Annotated in this window: 18 protein-coding genes; 8 read left to right on the top strand and 10 right to left on the bottom strand. The window is 68.3% G+C overall.

Annotated elements, in window-relative coordinates; all coding sequences use genetic code 11:
• Window positions 1–11 precede the first annotated feature (11 nt).
• Complete coding sequence (locus FDA38_RS08870) at window positions 12–785, top strand: hypothetical protein (RefSeq protein WP_137253539.1); 774 nt, start codon at window positions 12–14, stop codon at window positions 783–785.
• Here FDA38_RS08870 and FDA38_RS08865 read toward each other — a convergent pair.
• Genes FDA38_RS08865 through FDA38_RS08855 form a run of 3 tightly spaced genes read right to left on the bottom strand, consistent with a single transcriptional unit; the run spans window position 748 to window position 4,107 of the window.
• Window positions 748–1,647: a dihydrodipicolinate synthase family protein gene (locus FDA38_RS08865; protein WP_137253538.1), complete on the bottom strand. Its 900-nt coding sequence runs from the start codon at window positions 1,645–1,647 to the stop codon at window positions 748–750. The genes FDA38_RS08870 and FDA38_RS08865 overlap by 38 nt on opposite strands.
• Window positions 1,644–3,458, bottom strand: coding sequence for an MGH1-like glycoside hydrolase domain-containing protein (locus FDA38_RS08860; RefSeq protein ID WP_137253537.1), 1,815 nt, complete (start codon window positions 3,456–3,458; stop codon window positions 1,644–1,646). Before FDA38_RS08860 ends, FDA38_RS08865 begins: the two co-directional genes overlap by 4 nt.
• A gap of 37 nt (window positions 3,459–3,495) precedes the next feature.
• The gene (locus tag FDA38_RS08855) at window positions 3,496–4,107 is read right to left on the bottom strand and encodes a MarC family protein (protein ID WP_137253536.1); all 612 of its coding nucleotides are present in this window, start codon (window positions 4,105–4,107) and stop codon (window positions 3,496–3,498) included.
• A gap of 47 nt (window positions 4,108–4,154) precedes the next feature.
• On the opposite strand from FDA38_RS08855, the gene FDA38_RS08850 reads away from it, so the two are divergent.
• Window positions 4,155–4,505 (top strand): thioesterase family protein, encoded by a 351-nt coding sequence (locus FDA38_RS08850; RefSeq protein ID WP_137253535.1) that lies wholly within the window; start codon window positions 4,155–4,157, stop codon window positions 4,503–4,505.
• Here FDA38_RS08850 and FDA38_RS08845 read toward each other — a convergent pair.
• Both FDA38_RS08845 and FDA38_RS08840 read right to left on the bottom strand, forming a co-directional pair.
• Complete coding sequence (locus tag FDA38_RS08845) at window positions 4,502–5,491, bottom strand: cation diffusion facilitator family transporter (protein ID WP_202877595.1); 990 nt, start codon at window positions 5,489–5,491, stop codon at window positions 4,502–4,504. The genes FDA38_RS08850 and FDA38_RS08845 overlap by 4 nt on opposite strands.
• 18 nt (window positions 5,492–5,509) lie before the next feature.
• Window positions 5,510–5,869 carry an antibiotic biosynthesis monooxygenase family protein gene (locus tag FDA38_RS08840; RefSeq protein WP_137253534.1) on the bottom strand — a complete coding sequence of 120 codons (360 nt, stop codon included), beginning with the start codon at window positions 5,867–5,869 and terminating at the stop codon, window positions 5,510–5,512.
• A 93-nt stretch (window positions 5,870–5,962) separates the two neighbouring features.
• On the opposite strand from FDA38_RS08840, the gene FDA38_RS08835 reads away from it, so the two are divergent.
• Window positions 5,963–6,652, top strand: a complete 690-nt coding sequence (locus tag FDA38_RS08835) for a helix-turn-helix domain-containing protein (protein WP_170989635.1) — start codon at window positions 5,963–5,965, stop codon at window positions 6,650–6,652.
• Here the strand turns inward: FDA38_RS08835 and FDA38_RS08830 are convergent.
• Both FDA38_RS08830 and FDA38_RS08825 read right to left on the bottom strand, forming a co-directional pair.
• Window positions 6,649–7,272 (bottom strand): response regulator, encoded by a 624-nt coding sequence (locus FDA38_RS08830; RefSeq protein WP_137253532.1) that lies wholly within the window; start codon window positions 7,270–7,272, stop codon window positions 6,649–6,651. The two genes, FDA38_RS08835 and FDA38_RS08830, sit on opposite strands and share 4 nt — an antisense overlap.
• Window positions 7,269–8,438 (bottom strand): sensor histidine kinase, encoded by a 1,170-nt coding sequence (locus FDA38_RS08825; RefSeq protein WP_137253531.1) that lies wholly within the window; start codon window positions 8,436–8,438, stop codon window positions 7,269–7,271. Before FDA38_RS08825 ends, FDA38_RS08830 begins: the two co-directional genes overlap by 4 nt.
• Window positions 8,439–8,584: 146 nt before the next feature.
• Here FDA38_RS08825 and FDA38_RS08820 point away from each other — a divergent pair, with 146 nt between their 5' ends.
• A complete protein-coding gene (locus FDA38_RS08820) occupies window positions 8,585–9,541 on the top strand; it encodes an SMP-30/gluconolactonase/LRE family protein (protein ID WP_137253530.1) in 957 nt (318 codons plus the stop codon).
• 128 nt (window positions 9,542–9,669) lie between these two features.
• Window positions 9,670–10,788, top strand: coding sequence for an ankyrin repeat domain-containing protein (locus FDA38_RS08815; RefSeq protein ID WP_233714598.1), 1,119 nt, complete (start codon window positions 9,670–9,672; stop codon window positions 10,786–10,788).
• 11 nt (window positions 10,789–10,799) lie between these two features.
• On the opposite strand, the gene FDA38_RS08810 is transcribed toward FDA38_RS08815, so the two are convergent.
• The gene (locus FDA38_RS08810; protein WP_233714597.1) at window positions 10,800–11,537 is read right to left on the bottom strand and encodes an SDR family oxidoreductase; all 738 of its coding nucleotides are present in this window, start codon (window positions 11,535–11,537) and stop codon (window positions 10,800–10,802) included.
• 93 nt (window positions 11,538–11,630) lie between these two features.
• Here FDA38_RS08810 and FDA38_RS08805 point away from each other — a divergent pair, with 93 nt between their 5' ends.
• On the top strand, window positions 11,631–12,470 hold the full coding sequence (locus FDA38_RS08805) for a LysR family transcriptional regulator (RefSeq protein WP_137253529.1): 840 nt from the start codon (window positions 11,631–11,633) through the stop codon (window positions 12,468–12,470).
• Window positions 12,471–12,474: 4 nt separating this feature from the next.
• On the opposite strand, the gene FDA38_RS08800 is transcribed toward FDA38_RS08805, so the two are convergent.
• Complete coding sequence (locus tag FDA38_RS08800) at window positions 12,475–13,155, bottom strand: DUF429 domain-containing protein (protein WP_137253528.1); 681 nt, start codon at window positions 13,153–13,155, stop codon at window positions 12,475–12,477.
• Complete coding sequence (locus FDA38_RS08795) at window positions 13,148–14,857, bottom strand: aminotransferase class V-fold PLP-dependent enzyme (RefSeq protein ID WP_137253527.1); 1,710 nt, start codon at window positions 14,855–14,857, stop codon at window positions 13,148–13,150. The genes FDA38_RS08800 and FDA38_RS08795 overlap by 8 nt, the downstream gene beginning before the upstream one ends.
• Window positions 14,858–14,948: 91 nt before the next feature.
• On the opposite strand from FDA38_RS08795, the gene tenA reads away from it, so the two are divergent.
• Both tenA and FDA38_RS08785 read left to right on the top strand, forming a co-directional pair.
• The gene (gene tenA / locus FDA38_RS08790; protein ID WP_137253526.1) at window positions 14,949–15,611 is read left to right on the top strand and encodes a thiaminase II; all 663 of its coding nucleotides are present in this window, start codon (window positions 14,949–14,951) and stop codon (window positions 15,609–15,611) included.
• The gene (locus FDA38_RS08785; RefSeq protein WP_137253525.1) at window positions 15,608–17,155 is read left to right on the top strand and encodes a phytoene desaturase family protein; all 1,548 of its coding nucleotides are present in this window, start codon (window positions 15,608–15,610) and stop codon (window positions 17,153–17,155) included. The genes tenA and FDA38_RS08785 overlap by 4 nt, the downstream gene beginning before the upstream one ends.
• Window positions 17,156–17,191 lie beyond the last annotated feature (36 nt).

The raw sequence follows: 17,191 nt of genomic DNA, 5'->3' as shown, positions 1-17,191 counted from the left end.
GAGGAGAACACATGAACACCCAACTCACTGACCTGATGAACCGCGCCACCGAGAACATCGAGCCGGTTACTGCTGACCTGCTGGAGCGGTCCGTCGCGCAAGGGCTGCGGCAGCGGAGGCGGCGTACGGCGTTGCTCACGGCGAGTGGTGCTGGTGCCGTGTTGGCCACTGCTGCGCTGATTGGTGGGGGGATCCAGCTGTTGAGCTCCCCCGCTGATGCTGGAGTGGCCGCTCCGTTGACCAAGCCGTCTGTGAAGGCGTCTACGAAGACTCCGCCCGCGACGGTGACGCCGAAGGAGACGCTGGCCACGCTGCGGTCTCTGCTCTTGGCGCGTGGGCTCACGCTCAGCAAGCCGGAGACGTGGGGCGGCGGGGACTTCGCTGGTGCCGCGTACGTCGTCGACGACGGTAAGGGGGCTGCCCGCGTCGACGTGATGGTGTCCGGGGGCGGCGAGGGGAACCCGTGCGTACCCGTCCGTTCGGGCTGCACCACGCTGGCCGACGGCTCGGTGCTCTACGCCTCACCGGTGTCGCCGGAGTACTCCGATGGCCGCCAGAAGCAGTACGGCGTCGTGAGCCGCTACGTGACGCTGTACCGCGCCGACGGCCGCAACATCAACCTGACCAGCTACAACGGCCCGGCCGAGAAGGGGCAGCCCCACACCAGGTCACACCCGATTCTGTCGGCGGCCGAGCTCTCCGACCTGGCCAAGAGCAAGTCCTGGAAGCTGCCGGCGGTCCACACCATCAAGCCATCGAGCAAGCCGTCGCTGAAGACGAAGTAGCCCGCGGGATCAGGTGCTCTTCCAGTGGGGCGATGAGGTCCGTCAGGTGGCGGACCTCATCGGCTGTACAGGGGGCGAGCGGCGGCGCGCAATGGGGTGGGCACAGACCGCGTGTGTTCAGCAGCGCCTTCACCGTCGGTACGCCGGGACGCACCGTGTGGATCTTGGTCAGCGCGGTGGACAGCTCCTGCAGGTGATCGAGATCGGCGCCGGGGGCAACCATCTGCAGCGCGAGCCCCGGCGCGAGATTGGCGATCCCTGGTGTGATGCCCTGCGCACCAGCGCGTACGGCGTCAGCCAGGCCCTGCTCGTCGCCCTGGCTGACCTCGATCCCGAGCGACTGCAGGTACTGCAGCATCTCCGGGTCGCCTGACGAGTCCTTGATCCCGGCCAGGTAGGGCTGCGCCGCGCTTGCGGTCTCCTGGGTGAGCAGCGTCGAGCGGGGTGTGTTGTAGGCGATCACCGGCAGACCGTGCCGGCTCAGCGCCTCGAAATGGGCGACCACCTCATCGGCTCGGTGCTTGAAGAACGTCGGCGGGCTCGAGACGATCGCGTCCGCGCCCGCTGCGGCAGCATCATCGGTACGCCGCTCCGCTTCCGCCGTGCCGGGCGCTGTGACGTTGACCAGGATCGTCCCGTCGGGAACCAGGTCCCGCCAGCGCTTCACCACGCCGGCGGTGAAGTCAGCGGACACCTCGGCCGGGATCAGCGGCCCTTCCCCGTTGCTCCCGAGCAGCATCAACCGGCGTACACCGACCGAGGCCATTGCCGTGAGCAACTTCTCCGCCGCCTCCGCCGACGGTACGCCCGGCGCGGACATCGGCGTCACCAGCGGCACGACCACGCCACTCAGCAGACTCATCCCTGCCACCTCTCGTCGTCGAACAGCGTGACCTCGCCTCGCTCCATCAGCACGATCAGGCTGAGCAGCGCGCCCCAGGTCTGGAACGGCTCGCTGTTCGGCTTGTCACAGGCCGCGCCGTGCACGCTCGAGTAGTTCTCGTGGATGTGGCGGTGCTCCCGCCACTCCTTCAGCACGAGCCGCTCGCTGCCCTCGGCGAGCCAAGCCGCCGCGTCCTTCTCCCCCGCCCTGCGCAACCCCAGGTAAACGAGGAAGTTCACCGGCGGCCAGGCACGCAGCTCCCAGTACGACGTGTCCTTGAGCTCGATCTTCTCGTTCCGCGGCGAGGTCGGCAGGATCCATTCGCCGCCGAATCCGTCGTCGGCGAGCAGGTGTTCCGCCAGCATCCGGCCTTGTCGCTCAGCTCCGACACCGACCAGCAGCGGGTAGAAGCTCATCGTCGACAACCGCTCCGTGAGCTGGCCCGTGTCCGTTCGCCGGCTGCGATAGATGCCGGCGGTCTCGTCCCAGAACGTCTCCATGGCTGCGACCACGGTGTCGTGGCGCGCGCGCAGTTCCGTCACGGCATCCGGTTCGCCGAGGATGTCCGCGATCTCGGCGAGCGACTCGCAGTCGACGGCGTACAAGCTGTTGAGGCCGACGTCATGCGCGGCGAGCAGGCTCTTGTTCTGGTCGAACGGTACGTCGTCGAAGACCGGATGCCCGTCCCACCCGCTCTCGCAGGTCGCGCCGAAGTGCTGGTGGATCCGCGGGATGTCCTGCGGCGACGGGTACTCCGGGTCGAAGTACGTCGAGCCCGCGCACAGCAGGTCGCCGTCGCGGCGGACGCGCCACCACCAGCGGTTCCAGGACAGCAGCGTCTCGAAGCATTCCTCCAGGAACCAGCGGTCGCCGAAGCGGCGGTACAGCTCGAGAACCGTCATCGACCCGACCGGCGGCTGCGAGCCGTCGTACGTCTTCCGGCCGGTGCCCTGTTCGACGTTCGGGACGAAGCCTTCCGGAGTGACGGCGCGGAGCATCTCGACGACGTTGAGGTAGGCAACGGCCTTGCTGTTCGGCGCTGCGAGCAGGGCGTTGAAGAACGCGTCCCAGCAGAACAGTGCGTAGCCGCCGCGCTTGCCGACGTTCCACAGCCGGCTGACGCCGGTGATCACGCGCGACTTCGACGGCTCGTAGATGGTGTTCCAGGAGATCGAGTCGCGGACGATCTCCTGGTGTTCCGTGGCTGGGGTGGCCTTGGTTGCGATCAGCTCGGCGATCTCGGCCAGGGTTCGGGGGCGACCCGTGCTGATGCCGACCGCTTGTGCGAGGTCGAGCGCGAGGTATGGGCCGTCGATGTCGCAGTACGGATCGTCAACATGCGGCGTGGTCGCGAAGACCTCGACCGTGCGCTCGGCGGTTGCACGGATCCGGTCCGCCTCGCGGACGACGGTGCCGGGGCGGTTCCACAGGTAGCTGACGCCGACCGTGAGCAGCGCGCTCTTGGGCTGGTTGGCCGTTGGCGTCACCAGCGCCACCAGGTCGTCGCCGGCGTGCGCGGTCTGGACACGGATCGTGATGCCGGCCCAGGTCAGCGTGGTCTCGGTATAGCTCCCGCCGTACGCGTGCGGGCCGAGCGTCACGCTCTCGGCGCCCTCGGTCCGGCGGCCGATCTGCGCCGTACGCAACGACGTCCCGCGGTAGTACTCCTTCAGTCCGAAGGAGAGGCCGAGCGCGTCCGGGAGCAGCACCTGGGTGAGCACACTGCGGGTGTCCCAGGTGTTCCAGCCACGCGCCACATCGTCCTGAAGCCGGTCGTACTCGATCGTCATGACACCAGCCTCGCATCGAAATCGATGCTAATGCGAATTACTTCACGGCGAGTACGCCGTGTGTCACGAGCTCGACGCCGATCGCCAGGGTCAGGAAGCCGATGATCCGGCTGAGCGCGCCCAGTCCCGTCGGGCCGAGCTTGTCGACCAACGGCGTACCGAATCGCAGCAGGACCGCCACGAGACCGGCCAGAACAGCCGCTGCGATGATCACACTCACCCGGTTCAGGATCCCGGGGTGTCGCGCGGTCAGCGCGATCACTACGCCGATCGCGCCCGGACCGGCGATCAGCGGCAGCGCCATCGGCGAGAACGACACGTCCGGCTTCGCCACTCCGTGCGTCTTCTCGTCGTCGGTCAGCGTCTGGCGGGACGCGATCATCCCGAAACCGGAGTGCGCGACCACCAGGCCGCCGGCGATCTGGAGCGCGGGCAGACCGATGCCGAGCCCTTCCAGGACAAGCGTGCCGAGCAGCGCGAACACGGCCAGGATCCCGAGCACATAGACCCCGGTCATGACCGCTTGACGCCTCATTGCGGCGCGATCCACGCCATCTGTCATCCCCGCGAAGGTGGCCAGCGCGCCGATCGGATTCGTGATCGGCAACAATGCAGCCAACGCAGAAACTGCAACGTGTACGGGCTCCACGGGCGGGAGCGTACACCTCCCGATCGGCCAGGAAAGGGCAGCTTGCCGTGCACCATGAAGTGACACCCGCCGACACCGCGCTCGCCGTCGGCAGCGGGGACGTCGAGGTCCTCGCGACGCCGCGCCTGCTCACCTGGCTCGAGTACGCGACCGCCCAGCTCGCCCTGCGCGTGCTCGGCCCCGGTCAGACCTCGGTCGGTACGGCGGTCCGCATCCGTCACCGCCTGCCGACCCGCGTCGGCGATACCGTCGACATCGTCGCGGACGACCCTGCTGTGGACGGTCGCCAGCTGCTCTTCCGAGTCCGCGCGACCAACTCCGCCGGCCAGGTGATCGCGGACGGTGAGCTGGAGCGCGTCGTGGTGGACCGCTCGCGCTTCCTCGCCAGCGTGCCCTAGGCGGGGTCGACGTACCAGTCGGGCAGCTCGCTCGGTTGGAGACTGGTGGCGTCGCCGGGGCGTGAGAGCGTGAGGATCGCCTGCTGGATCTCCTTGCGGGCGTTGAGTGCGTCCTCGATCGCGTACAGCCGGGTCGCGACCTCGGACTCGGACTCGTTACCGGTGACGTCGACCGCGGCGACCAGGAAGATCCGGTCGGCACCGACCCACTCCATGTGCAGGAACGTGATTCGCTCGATGTCCTTGTGTTCGAGCAATGCTCGGAGCACGCGGTTCCGCGCCAGCGGGGTCACCGCTTCGCCGGTCAGGAAGTCCATGTTCCGGCTGATCAGGAACAGCGCCACCACGCCGAGCAGGATGCCGACCACGATCGACCCGACCGCGTCCCACGCCGCGTTGCCAGTGAGTTGGTGCATCAGGATCGCGGCCGCGGCGATCAGGATGCCGATCAGCGCGGACAGATCCTCGACGAACACTGCCCGCAGTACCGGGTTCGACGTGAGCTGCACGTACCGCCACGGGCGCAGCATCCGCTCGATCGCACCGGCCTTCGTCTGCCGCATCGCCTGCGTGAACGAGATCCCCTCGAGCACGAAAGAGACCCCCAGTACGGCGTACGCCCAGCCGTACGACGTACCGTCCGCCTCGCCGTGTTGCAACGATTGGATGCCGTGCCAGACCGAGACCGCGGCGCCGACCGTGAACAGGCCGAACGCCGCGAACATCGACCAGATGTAGCCGACCCGTCCGTACCCGAGCGGATGCGTCCGATCGGCCGGCTTCTGTGCCCGCCGCTCGCCGACCAGCAGGAAGATCTCGTTGCCGGTGTCGGCCCAGGAGTGGGCCGACTCGGCCGCCATCGACGCGGACCCGGTGATCACGGCGACCACCGTCTTCGCGACCGCGATCAGCAGGTTCGCACACAGCGCGACCAGCACTGTCAGGAGGCTCTCGCCGCCGCCCGCATCATCGTCCGAGCTACTCACACCCCGACACTAATCGGTCTAACCGGCTGCTGTGACGACCTCGAACAGGAGTGGCGCGCTCGGAAACTCGGCCCACTCAGGCCGCGTCACGACGCGACGGAACTCGTCGGTGCCGTGGGCTGCGCGGAAGTCCGCCTCCGACTGCCAGTTGGCGACGTTGACCCACCGGTACTCGGCGTCGGTCGAGATCGCTCGGTGCAGACGCAGCGAGACGAAGCCAGGCTGCGCCATGAAGTACTTGCTGGTCTCGGTCCACAGCGCCTGGAACGCCTCGTCCCGCTCGGGACGCACCGAGAACCGATTCATCAACGTGACCGGCCCGTCCACCTGGTGGTCCCCCGTGGGCGCGATCCGCTGCTCGGCCGAAATCTGAGTCATGTCCGTTCCTCCCGTTAATTGCACTGATGTGCAATGACTGCACTCAGGTATACTCACGCTGGAAGCGGCCCGTCAAGAGGAATCGAGGAACTGGTGACTGACACCGCACCGGAGGCAGGCCGGGCCCGCCAGCGGCGGCGCACTCGGGCCGCGATCGTGAGCGCCACCGCGGAACTGCTCGCCCAGGGGCAGACTCCAGGCGTCAACGAGATCGCCGAAGCCGCGGACGTGTCGCGCCGCACGATCTACCAGTACTTCCCGACCCTGGACCAACTGTTGCTAGACGCAACCCTCGGCCTCCTCACACAAACCGACGTGGACGCGGCGATAGAGGCCGCGTCGCGGACTGCATCCAAGACCTCCTCGGCAGCCGCCTCGGCAGCCGCCTCCGGCGCCCCGTCTCGGGCCGCTTCCGGCGATGCTTCCGCGCGGGTCGACGCGATGATCCGTGCGCTGGGCGACGCCGCAACCTCCTCCCTGCCGCTGGGACGCTCGCTGATCCGGCTGACCGTCGACACACCCCCGGACGACGCACCGCACCCTCGGCGCGGCTACCGCCGGATCGCCTGGATCGAACGTGCCCTCGACCCACTCCGCACCGAACTGGACGACGACCTCTTCGAGCGACTTGTGTCCGGCATCGCGATGGTCGTCGGCTGGGAAGCCCTGATCGTCCTGCAGGACCTCCGCGGCCTCGACCCCGACGACCGGACCGAGGCCTCAGCCTGGGCCGCGCGATCGCTCATCCACTCGACCCTGGAAGAACAACAGCGCAGAACCTAGGACTTAGCCGGCCGGATGATCCGCTGCTCGATCGCGCGAGACACTGCGGCGGCTCGGGTATCGACCTCCAACTTGGTGTAGATGTGCGCGAGGTGAGACTTGATCGTCGCCTCGCTCACATACAACTTGCGAGCCAGCGTCCGGTTGGTCATACCCGTCGCGAGCAACCCAAGGATCTCCACTTCGCGATCCGTCAGCGTCGGCCCGGAGCGCCGCACCAGCCGAGCCGCGACCGTGGGCGCGAGCACAGTCTCACCACGAGCTGTGCCACGGATAGCCCGGAACAGATCATCCGGCGGAGCATCCTTCAGCAGATACCCGGAGGCACCTGCGTCGATCGCACTCAGGATGTCGGCCTCGGTGTCGTACGTCGTCAACACCAGCACGTACGGCGGCTCCGGCAGAGCCCGCAGGCGCGCTGTCGTCTCGGCGCCGCCTGGCCCGGCGCCGAGGTTGAGATCCATCAACACGACGTCCGGGTGGAGCGCGGCGACGAGTTGCTCGGCACTGTGCGCGTCGGACGCCTCGCCGACCACCGTCAGGTCCTCCTGCCCCTCGAGGATCGCTCGCACCCCGGCGCGCACGACGGGGTGATCATCGACCAGGGCAACCCGGATCACGGGCGCCCCGGCGGTGGGGTCTTCAGGGGTATGGATGCGGCCAGAGCCGTGCCTTCTCCCGGTTCGCTTTCCAGCACGAGCGTTCCTCCCAGTTGTTTCAGCCGTTCGCGGATCCCGGCCAGTCCGTGGCCGCGATCGGAGTCCATCTTGGCTGAAATTCGCGGAAGGCCTCTTCCGTTATCCACAACGTCCAGAACGACGGCATCTGGCTGATACGTCAACGTTACAACGGCTTCCGTCGCGGCCGAGTGCTCGAGCACATTGGCCAATGCGCCGCGGGCCGTGCGCAAGAACGCGGTCTCCACCTCCGAGCCCAGAGCGACCGGCTCACCGTGCACCACCACGCGGACCGTGGTCTCGCTGTGGGCGGACAGGCGCTCGCAGCTCTTCCGCAGTGCGTTCGGCAGCCCGGCTGCCAGTTCGGCCGGGGCGAGGTCGCGGACGACCCGGCGTACCTCGTCCAGGCCGTCTCGCGCGGTGGCTGCGGCCTGGGCCGCATGCCCGCGTGCTGACTCCGGGCGGTCGTCCCACTCACGCTCGGCGGCCTGCAGCAGCAGATTGATGCTAGAGAGACCCTGCGCGACGCTATCGTGGATCTCGCGCGACAACCGTGCCCGCTCCGCCAGAGCGCCGGCCTGGTGCTGCGCATCGGCCAGATCACCCTCTGCTGCGTGCAGTTCGTCCAGCAGCGCCTGTCTGGCCAGCGCGTCTCGCTCCAGCGCCCGATAGGCGCCTACGGCAAGTACGGCGATGCAGACCGGTCCCAGCACGATTGTCGGGTCGAGCCGATCGGCCATCCGGCTCCACTGCACCACGGTGACGACCACCATGCCCGCAACGACCACACAGGCCGGCCGGAACGGTAGAACGCGCAGCGCAACAAACGACAGCGGCACAGCACACCACGCGAACGACGGCGCCAGCAGGACCAGCGCGCACCACTCCAGAACGAGCAACGCGAGCCACAGCTTGTCGGGCAGCACTCTGTACGCCGCGTACGTCGCCAGCAGCAGCGCGGCGCCCGCGAGGACCCACGGAGCCCGGTCACCGAAGCCGTGACCGGTCAGGTACCGGATCGCGGACGCCAGCACCAGGACGACCAGCGCCGCGTGCAGTGCAGTCGCCAGTCGGTTTGCCTGGCTGAGGAGCGCCTTAGTACTGGTCATGGTTCAGCTGATGCTAGGCCCGGCAGACCGCGATCCGAATCATCCGTTCGGCTATCTGATGATGGCCGAACACCCGTCGTCCCGACCTCCCCCGCGGACGGAGGCTGGGAGCAGACCGAAATCCACGACCGTTTTGAGAGGTCCGCATGTCCGTCCGCACGCTGTCCGCCACCCTCGCGCTCTCCGCCACGCTGCTCGGCCTCGGCGCGTCCACCGCCTCCGCCGCCCGACCGGTCACGTACGAGCTGCCCGGTGACGCCGGCGGGTCGAAGTTCGAGGGGATCGGGTACGACGCCCGCACGCAGAGGTACTACGTGTCCGAGACGACCGGCGGCGAGATCCACCGCGGCCAACTGCGGTCCACGACCGCGACCGAGTGGCTGAAGGGCGACGGCACCGACGGTCGCTGGACCGCGCGCGGCGTGACCGTCGATGCCCACGGCCGGGTGTACGTCGCAGGCGGTCCGAACGGGATCGACCACCCGGGCGCGCCGGATCTGTGGGTGTACGACCGCGACGGGAGGCTGCTCGCCGCGCTGCGGACCGGCGTACCGAATGCGTTCCTGAACGATCTCGTGATCGGGCCGGACGGCGCGGCGTACGTAACGAACTCGAATGCCCCGCAGATCTTCCGCGTCGCCGAACGGCACGGCCGGTGGACGATCCAGACCTGGGCGGACGCCTCGGCGACGATCCCGGTGGCGACGGGCTTCAACCTGGGCGGGATCGTGCTCTCACCGGACCGCAGGGCACTGGTTGTGGCCCAGGGCAACGTTGGCAAGTTGTGGCGCTTCGACCTTCGGACCAGTCGGGCGACCGCTGTCGACACGGCCGGCGCGGACCTGGTCAACGCGGACGGGCTTGTGCAACAGGGCAACAGCCTCTGGGTGGTCCGCAACTTCTCGCGCGTCCTGAGCACGCTGCGGCTTTCCGCTGACGGCAAGGTCGCGCGGCTCGGGTCCGCGACCCCGACCGATGCGGACAGGGTGCTGACGACCGCGAAGCTCGCTCAGGGACGGCTGTTGGTGGTCGACAGCAAGTTCGACGAGACGACCGCGGTGCCGCCGTACCAGGTCATCACGCTGACCCCGCCGCGCCGATGAGCCGCCGCCCGATCGCCGTGGTCGCCGTCGTGCTGATGGCGGTGACCACCGCGTGTTCCACTGAGACCAGCAACCCAACGCCTTCTTCATCTGCGTCATCCACGCCTTCGCCCCCGAGGAGCGCCTCCGTGCCGTCAACGCTTGACAGCCAGCTGATCGCCGCCGCCTGGAAGAACGACGTCGCCGAGGCCCGGCGCCTGATCAAGGCCGGCGCGAACGTCAACGCGCTCGACGACACCGTCCAGAGCGCGTTCCTGATCGCCGCCAGCGAGGGCTATCTGGAGCTCCTCAACCTCACCCTCGCCAACGGCGCCGACGTCCGCAGCCTCGACAGCTACCACGGCACCGCCCTGATCCGCGCCGCCGAACGCGGTCACGCCGCCGTCGTCGGCCGGCTCATCCAGGCCGGCGTAGCGATAGGCCACGTCAACAACCTCGGCTGGACTGCCTTGCACGAGGCAGTCATCCTCGGCAAAGGCACCCCGGAGTACGTCGACACCGTCCGCCTCCTGATCGCTGCCGGCGCCGACCCCACCAAACCGGCTGTCAACGACGGCGCGACGCCGCTGCAGGCCGCGAAGGACCGCGGCCAAACCGCAGTAAGCGCCGCCCTCAACACGAAACCACCCTCCGACGCGACTTCCAGCGCTGCCGCAGCTGGTGAAGCGCTCCTCAGCGCTGCGACCGCAGGTGACGCCGACAAGGTCGCGGCCGCGTTGGCCGCGGGCGCGCCGATCGAGTCGCGCGACAAGCACCGCCGTACAGCACTCCTGCTCGCCTCGCTCAACGACCGAGTCGACGTGGCCCGGCTGCTCGTCGAGCTCGGCGCCGACCCCGACGCGCAGGACGACCAGCACGACTCCGCCTGGCTCGTCACCGGCGTGACCGGAAGCGTCGCGATGCTGGAGACCCTCCTGCCGGCCAACCCGGACCTGACCCTTCGGAACCGCTTCGGCGGCATCTCCGTCATCCCCGCCAGCGAACGTGGCCACGTCGACTACGTCCGCCGCGTCGTCAAAACCAAGATCAACCTCAACCATGTCAACAACCTCGGCTGGACCGCCCTCCTGGAGGCGATCATCCTCGGCAAAGGCACCGAGCCCTGGCAGCAGATCGTCCAGATCCTCGTCGACGCCGGCGCCGACCCCAACCTCGCAGACGCGGACGGCGTCACCCCACTCCAGCACGCCGAGTCCCGCGGCTACGACGAGATCGCCAACACCCTGCGAAGAGCGGGAGCCCATTAGGTCGGTGTGGGTTACCAGGGGACGGTTCCGGCGTCGTCGAAGAATCCGCCGGTCGGTCCGTCGTCGGGCAGTGTCGCGAGGTGAATCGCGATGGCCGCGCCCTGTTGTGGTGTGCGGACGCCGCGGAAGCCGTTGAGGTCGGTGGCGGTGAAGCCGGGGCAGCCGGAGTTGATCAGGATGTTGGTGTCTCCCAGTTCCTTGGCATATTGAATAGTGAGGGCGTTGAGGAAGGTCTTCGAGGCCAAGTAGGCGGCGGGGACCGGACCCATATCGACGTCGGGTGTGGTTTGCAGGGCGAGCGAGCCGACGCTGCTGGACATGTTCACAATGCGCGGTGCCGCCGAGCCGCGCAGCATCGGCAGCATCGCGTTAGTGACCCGGATGACGCCGATCACGTTGGTTTCCACGACACCTCGCACGGTCGCGGGCTCGACCGTGGTGGCTGTCTGTGGCACACCGCCGGTGATCGCGGCATTGTTGACCAGGACGTCGAGCCCGCCGGCATGGCCTGCGATCAACCCGGCCGCAGCGGCCACACTTGCGTCGTCGGTTACGTCGAGCGGCACGCCGAATGCATCGATCCCGTCCGCGCGCAGCTTCTCCACCGCAGTCTCGCGGCGTTGGTGATCCCTCGCGCCCACACCGACCCGCCAGCCAAGGGCGCCGAGGCCTGCAGCGACCTCATATCCGATTCCTTTGTTCGCGCCGGTCACCAGCGCGATAGTCCGTTCACTCATGCCGTCGATCATGTTGCGGACTCGGTCGGGCCGTCCAAGACCGGTCGGGTGCGCGGCGATACCGCACGGGTATTGGTCGCGGTCAGCGCCGGATACGCTGAGCTGGTGGAGACCCGGGAGTTGCGGTACTTCGTCGCCGTCGCCGAGGAGCTGCACTTCGGGCGGGCGGCGGAACGGCTCGCGATGGCACAACCACCGCTGTCCCGGGCGATCCAGCAACTGGAACGGCGACTCGGAGTTGTCCTGCTGCACCGCACCACGCGCGCAATCACCTTGACCGAGGCCGGGTCGGTGCTGTTGCGGGAGGCCCGGACCGCGCTGGACGCGGTCGAAGCCGCCGAGCGGCGCACCCGTCGCGCCGCGGCCGACCAGCCGCGGGTGGTGCTGGCCGCCAAGGCTGGAGCGTCCACGGAACTGTTGTCGAAGCTTCTGGACGCCTACGCCGCTGAACCAGGCGCCGTGGCTGTCGAGATGATGCTGTGCGGGCCTGGCGAGCCGGAAGGTCTGCTGCGCACCGGGCGTGCCGACGTTGCTCTGCTCCACCGGCCCTACGACACGACAGCCGGATTCGACACCGAGGAGCTGCACACCGAACAGCAGGTGGCGGTCCTGCCCGCGGGTCATCCCCTCGCCAACCGGGCGCAGCTGTCGTTGGACGAGATCAACTCCCAGACAGATCTGCCCCTGCCGCGCTGGCCTAGATGGGATGGCACCTATCCGGACGGCCCCGGTCCACAGGTCCGCGATCAAACCCAACTGTTCCAACTGATCGCGCTCGGACTGGCCCGCGTCGTCATGCCCGAGTCGCTCCGAGACCAGCTAGGCGACGACCACGCCATCGTGCCGGTGCCAGACGCGCCGGCCGTCACGACCGTCATCGCTTGGCCACCACACAGCAGATCCAAAGCCGTGGCCGACCTCGTCCACACCGCGACGCGCCTCTGACCGACTAGGCCCAGATCGCAGCTGACGAACCATCGGCGAAGGTCTCCGGCGGATTCGGGTACGCACGGGCTCGCCCCTCCGCGTATCGCCCGGCCGACCAGGCAGCCGCGGCCGCATCGAGTACGTCGTCAACCCCCGCCACCTCACCCGCCAACCCGATATCCCCGACCACACCCATCCCGACACCGGCGAGCAACTGCCGCCGCTCCTCCCCACCCGCCCAAGTGGACTTCGCATGCGACAACGGCCGACCCGCCATTGTCGCGAAGCACACCTCCGGATGCACCTCGATCACCGCACACTGCGCATCCGGCGCCCACGCATCGACCTCAAGGATCCGCTTGGCCAACGCGAACGCCTGCTGACTCACGCCCTTCCCCGTCGCCGCAACGTTCAACGCCGACGCTTCCGCGTGCGTAGCCGCCTCCAACGAGGCCCGCACCGGCGTCGCGAACACCGACGACGCCCGCCTCCCCACCACCCGCCGCGCGAGCACGTCCGCCTCGCGCGCCGCGCTCACCGGCAGGCCGATCGGGATGTCTATCCCCACCACCGCCAGCGACCCGTCGGCCTCAGCCCGCTCAACAAGTTCGCCGATCGTCACCGCGAAGTACGCCCGTAGATCCCCGGCGATGCCGATCCAGCCCTTCTTGCAGGCGTCGACCCCCAGCACCCGGCTAGTCACGGATCAGGCAGCGCGACGGGAGGTCGAACCAGCGGAGGTGATCGAAGTCGGTATTCACCTGGCCATCCGGGTCGCTGACCTGCTGACACGTGGACAGCAGCTCCCGAGCCTCGCCGAGATAGTCGTCTAGGGCAGACTCGGGCGCGGTGTGGTCGTGGCGCGGATACCTGAGCTTGCCGTCGGCGTCGTACCCGACCTGCGACAACCGCATCGGCGGCTCCACCGGACCGCGATGATGCCGCCAGAGACCGTTGGACGGGTCGAAGCGATAGTCGCCGAGCAGTCGCCAGCCGTCGCGCGCGACGAGCTTGACCGCCTCGACGACGTACGCGAACACGGCCTCGGAGATGAAGTAGTTGAAGTTGACCCGGACCCAACCGGGCTTGATCCCCTCACAACCGTGCAGGATCTCCTCCTCGAACAAGTGCGAGCGATCGATATCGATCCCGAGCAGCGTGTGACCGTATGGTCCGGCGCACGAACACCCGCCGCGCGACTGGATGCCGAACAGGTCGTTCAGCAGCGCGACCACGAAGTTGTGGTGCAGGTACCGCCCCGACGGTGCCTTGACCACGAACGAGACGATCGACAGCCGCTCGGAGTCCAGGTTGCCGAGGATCTGCAGATCCGGCTCCGCCTTCCACGCCTCGACCGCGCGCCGCAGGTACGCGTCCTCGTGCGCGCGGATCACCTCGATCCCAACGGCCTGCTTCAGCTGGAACGCCAGCCCGGCCCGGATCGACCCGATGATCGCCGGCGTCCCGCCCTCCTCACGATGTACCGGGTCGTCGAGATACCGATGCTCGAGCGGGTTCACGTACGCCACGGTCCCACCGCCCGGGACATCGGGCACCCGGTTGCGGAGCAGCTCCCGTCGAGCGACCAGCACGCCAGGGGTGCCCGGGCCGCCGATCAGCTTGTGCGGGCTGAGGAAGATCGCGTCCTTGTACGACAACGGATCCTGATCGCGTCCGCCGTACATGTCGATCTCGACGTACGGCGCGGCGGCGGCGCAGTCCCAGAACGACAAAGCGCCGTACCGGTGGAGGAGCGCGGAGACCCGCTGCGTGTTGCTGACGATGCCGGTGACGTTGCTGGCCGCGGAGAATGATCCGATCTTCACCGGCCGATCGACGTACTCCTGCAGCCTCGACTCCAGCTGGTCGATGTCGATGTGACCGTCCGTGTCCTGGCTGATCACGACCACGTCGGCGATCGACTCGCGCCAGGGCAGCTCGTTCGAATGGTGCTCGTACGGCCCGATGAAGACGACCGGCCGCTGGTCCGGCGGGATCTGATCGGTCAGGTGGTACGTGTCGTCGAGCTCGGCCGGGATCCGCAGGCCCATGATCCCGATCAGCTTGTCGATCGCCCCGGTCGCACCGGATCCGCAGAAGATCAGCGCGGTCTCGTCGTCGCCGCCGACGCTGTTGTGGATGATCCGGCGGGCGTCCTCGCGCAGCCGGGTGGTCTGCAGGCCGGTGCCGCTCGACTCGGTGTGCGTGTTCGCGTACCGCGGCAGCACCTCATCGCGGATGAAGTCCTCGAGGAAGGTCAGCGCGCGCCCGGACGCGGTGTAGTCGGCGTACGTCACCCGCCGTGGACCGTACGGCCCCGGCATCACCTGGTCGTCACCGATCACCGACGCCCGGATCCGCCGCAGCAGCGGCGTGTCCTGTGGCATCTCCCCCTGGCTACTCATGCCTCAGAGTAAGGCGCTGGAGTGATGTTCGTCGCGTACCGTCGTCGCGTCTGTGGATAAGGTCGGTCGCAGTCGACGGCGAGGAGTTGGGATGACGTTTTCCGGCGAGCTGTGGGACCGCGGTGCCGCCTCCGTGTACGAGGAGATCGTCCGGCACCCGTTCATCACGGGCCTGACCGACGGGACCCTCGACCACGACGCGTTCCGGTACTTCATCATCCAGGACAGCCACTACCTCCGCGCGTATTCGCGGGCGCTCAGCCTGGTCGCGGGACGCGCTCCGGACGACGACGCTGTCAGCATGTTCGCGCTGCACGCCGCCAACGCCATCGCGGTCGAGCGGGAGCTGCACACATCCCTGCTGGAGTCACTGGGGATCACCGCCGCGGATGTCGACGCGGCCGGGTCGGGTCCGACCACAACGGCGTACATGTCCTATCTGACGGCTGTGTGTGCCACCGGCACGTACGCCGAGGCCGTGGCCGCCGTACTGCCCTGCTACTGGATCTACCGCGACGTGGGGCGGGAGCTGCTCAAGCGGTCCTCACCGGACCCGCTGTACCGGAAGTGGATCGAGACGTACGGCTCGGAGGAGTTCGACGCGGTCGTCGAGCAGGTGCTCGCCGTCACGGACGGACTGGACGTGGGAGCCGCGGAGCGGGAACGTTGTCACCAGCACTTCGCGATGACGTGCCGCTACGAATGGATGTTCTGGGACGCCGCTTATCACGAGCTCGATTGGCCGGTGGGATGAAGGACTTCTACGACGTCGTCATAGTCGGCGGTGGGCACAACGGCCTCGTCGCCGCTACGTACCTGGCCCAGTCCGGGCTGTCCACGCTGATCCTGGAGCAGCAGGCGCATACCGGAGGCGCAGCCGTCAGCGAGCGCGTCTTCCCTGGAGTGGACGCCCGCCTCTCCCGGTACTCGTACCTGGTCAGCCTGCTGCCCGACAAGGTCGTCGCCGACCTGGGCCTGGCTCTCGACCTCCGTTCGCGCGCGGTCGCGTCGTACACGCCAGTCCGCCGTTCCGGCCGCGACGTCGGCCTAATGGTGGAGCGGCCCGAAGGCGCTGTCACGCGCGAGTCGTTCCGGGCGCTGACGGGCGGCGACGCGGAGTACGAGGCCTGGACCGACTTCTACGGATCGGTCAGCTCGCTGGCCGAGGCTGTCGCACCCACTCTGCTCGAGCCGCTCCAGACCGCCGCCGAGGTGCGCGCTCGTGTCGACAGTGCGCTCTGGGACGAGCTGGTGGAGCGCCCGCTCGGCGAGACCATCGAACGGCGCTTCACCGACGACACGGTCCGCGGAGTGGTCGCGACGGACGCCGTCATCGGTACGTTCGCCGGACTGGACGACAAGTCACTGATCCAGAACCGGTGCTTCCTCTACCACCTCATCGGCAACGGCACCGGTGAGTGGCGAGTGCCGGTCGGCGGCATGGGCGCGGTCACCGACGCGCTGGCAGCTGCGGCTCGGCGTGCGGGCGCCGTACTCGTCACCAACTCGTCAGTGACCGATGTCGAGGTGGACGGCGTACGCGGCTCGGTCACCTGGCTCGGCGGCGACGGTGAGCGGTCGGTGGACTGCTCCTGGGTGCTGTCGAACGTCGCGCCGTCGACGCTGGCTGCGCTGCGTGGCCAGAGCGGCGTGGAGAAGCCGGAGGGGTCGCAGCTGAAGATCAACCTCCTGCTGCGTCGTCTGCCTGCACTCAAGTCCGGTGACGACCCGACGCGGGCGTTCGCCGGTACGTTCCACATCGACGAGGACTACAGCCAGCTCGAGTCGGCGTACCAGTCCGCTCTGGGTGGTGAGCTGCCGGCCGTGCCGCCGTCCGAGGTGTACTGCCACTCGCTCACCGACCCAACCATCCTGTCGCCCGAACTGGTTGCCTCCGGCCACCAGACGCTGACGGTCTTCGGTGTCCACTTCCCCGCTCGATTGTTTGCCTCTGACAACGATGCTGCCCGCACCGAGGCCACCCGGCGGGTGCTGGCCGGCCTCGAGTCGTACCTCGCCGAACCGCTCGAAGACTGCATCGCCCGCGACGCCGACGGCAACCTCTGCATCGAGGCCAAGACGCCGTACGACATCGAGGCATCCGTCGGCATGCCCGGCGGCCACATCTTCCACGGCGACCTGCAATGGCCCTGGGTCACCGACCCCGCCGAAGCCGGCCGCTGGGGCACCGAAACCGACGTCGCCAACCTCCTGATCTGCGGCTCCGGCGCCCGCCGCGGCGGCGCCGTCTCCGGCCTCGGCGGCCACAACGCCGCCATGACCATCCTCACCCGCTAACCGATTTCGCTTCTCCCCCACAGCCCTGCTACGATC

Origin of the sequence: Kribbella jiaozuonensis (assembly GCF_005233875.1) — a bacterium.
Taxonomy (GTDB): Bacteria; Actinomycetota; Actinomycetes; order Propionibacteriales; family Kribbellaceae; genus Kribbella; species Kribbella jiaozuonensis.
This window is presented reverse-complemented; position numbering and strand designations above follow the sequence as displayed.

Excerpts from the sequence above, each read along its gene's own strand:
- tenA (WP_137253526.1), top strand. The coding sequence starts at position 14,949 with ATGACGTTTTCCGGCGAGCTGTGGGACCGCGGTGCCGCCTCCGTGTAC.
- FDA38_RS08795 (WP_137253527.1), bottom strand. The coding sequence starts at position 14,857 with ATGAGTAGCCAGGGGGAGATGCCACAGGACACGCCGCTGCTGCGGCGG.
- FDA38_RS08860 (WP_137253537.1), bottom strand. The coding sequence starts at position 3,458 with ATGACGATCGAGTACGACCGGCTTCAGGACGATGTGGCGCGTGGCTGG.
- FDA38_RS08825 (WP_137253531.1), bottom strand. The coding sequence starts at position 8,438 with ATGACCAGTACTAAGGCGCTCCTCAGCCAGGCAAACCGACTGGCGACT.
- FDA38_RS08810 (WP_233714597.1), bottom strand. The coding sequence starts at position 11,537 with ATGATCGACGGCATGAGTGAACGGACTATCGCGCTGGTGACCGGCGCG.
- FDA38_RS08865 (WP_137253538.1), bottom strand. The coding sequence starts at position 1,647 with ATGAGTCTGCTGAGTGGCGTGGTCGTGCCGCTGGTGACGCCGATGTCC.
- FDA38_RS08820 (WP_137253530.1), top strand. The coding sequence starts at position 8,585 with ATGTCCGTCCGCACGCTGTCCGCCACCCTCGCGCTCTCCGCCACGCTG.
- FDA38_RS08785 (WP_137253525.1), top strand. The coding sequence starts at position 15,608 with ATGAAGGACTTCTACGACGTCGTCATAGTCGGCGGTGGGCACAACGGC.
- FDA38_RS08840 (WP_137253534.1), bottom strand. The coding sequence starts at position 5,869 with ATGACTCAGATTTCGGCCGAGCAGCGGATCGCGCCCACGGGGGACCAC.
- FDA38_RS08870 (WP_137253539.1), top strand. The coding sequence starts at position 12 with ATGAACACCCAACTCACTGACCTGATGAACCGCGCCACCGAGAACATC.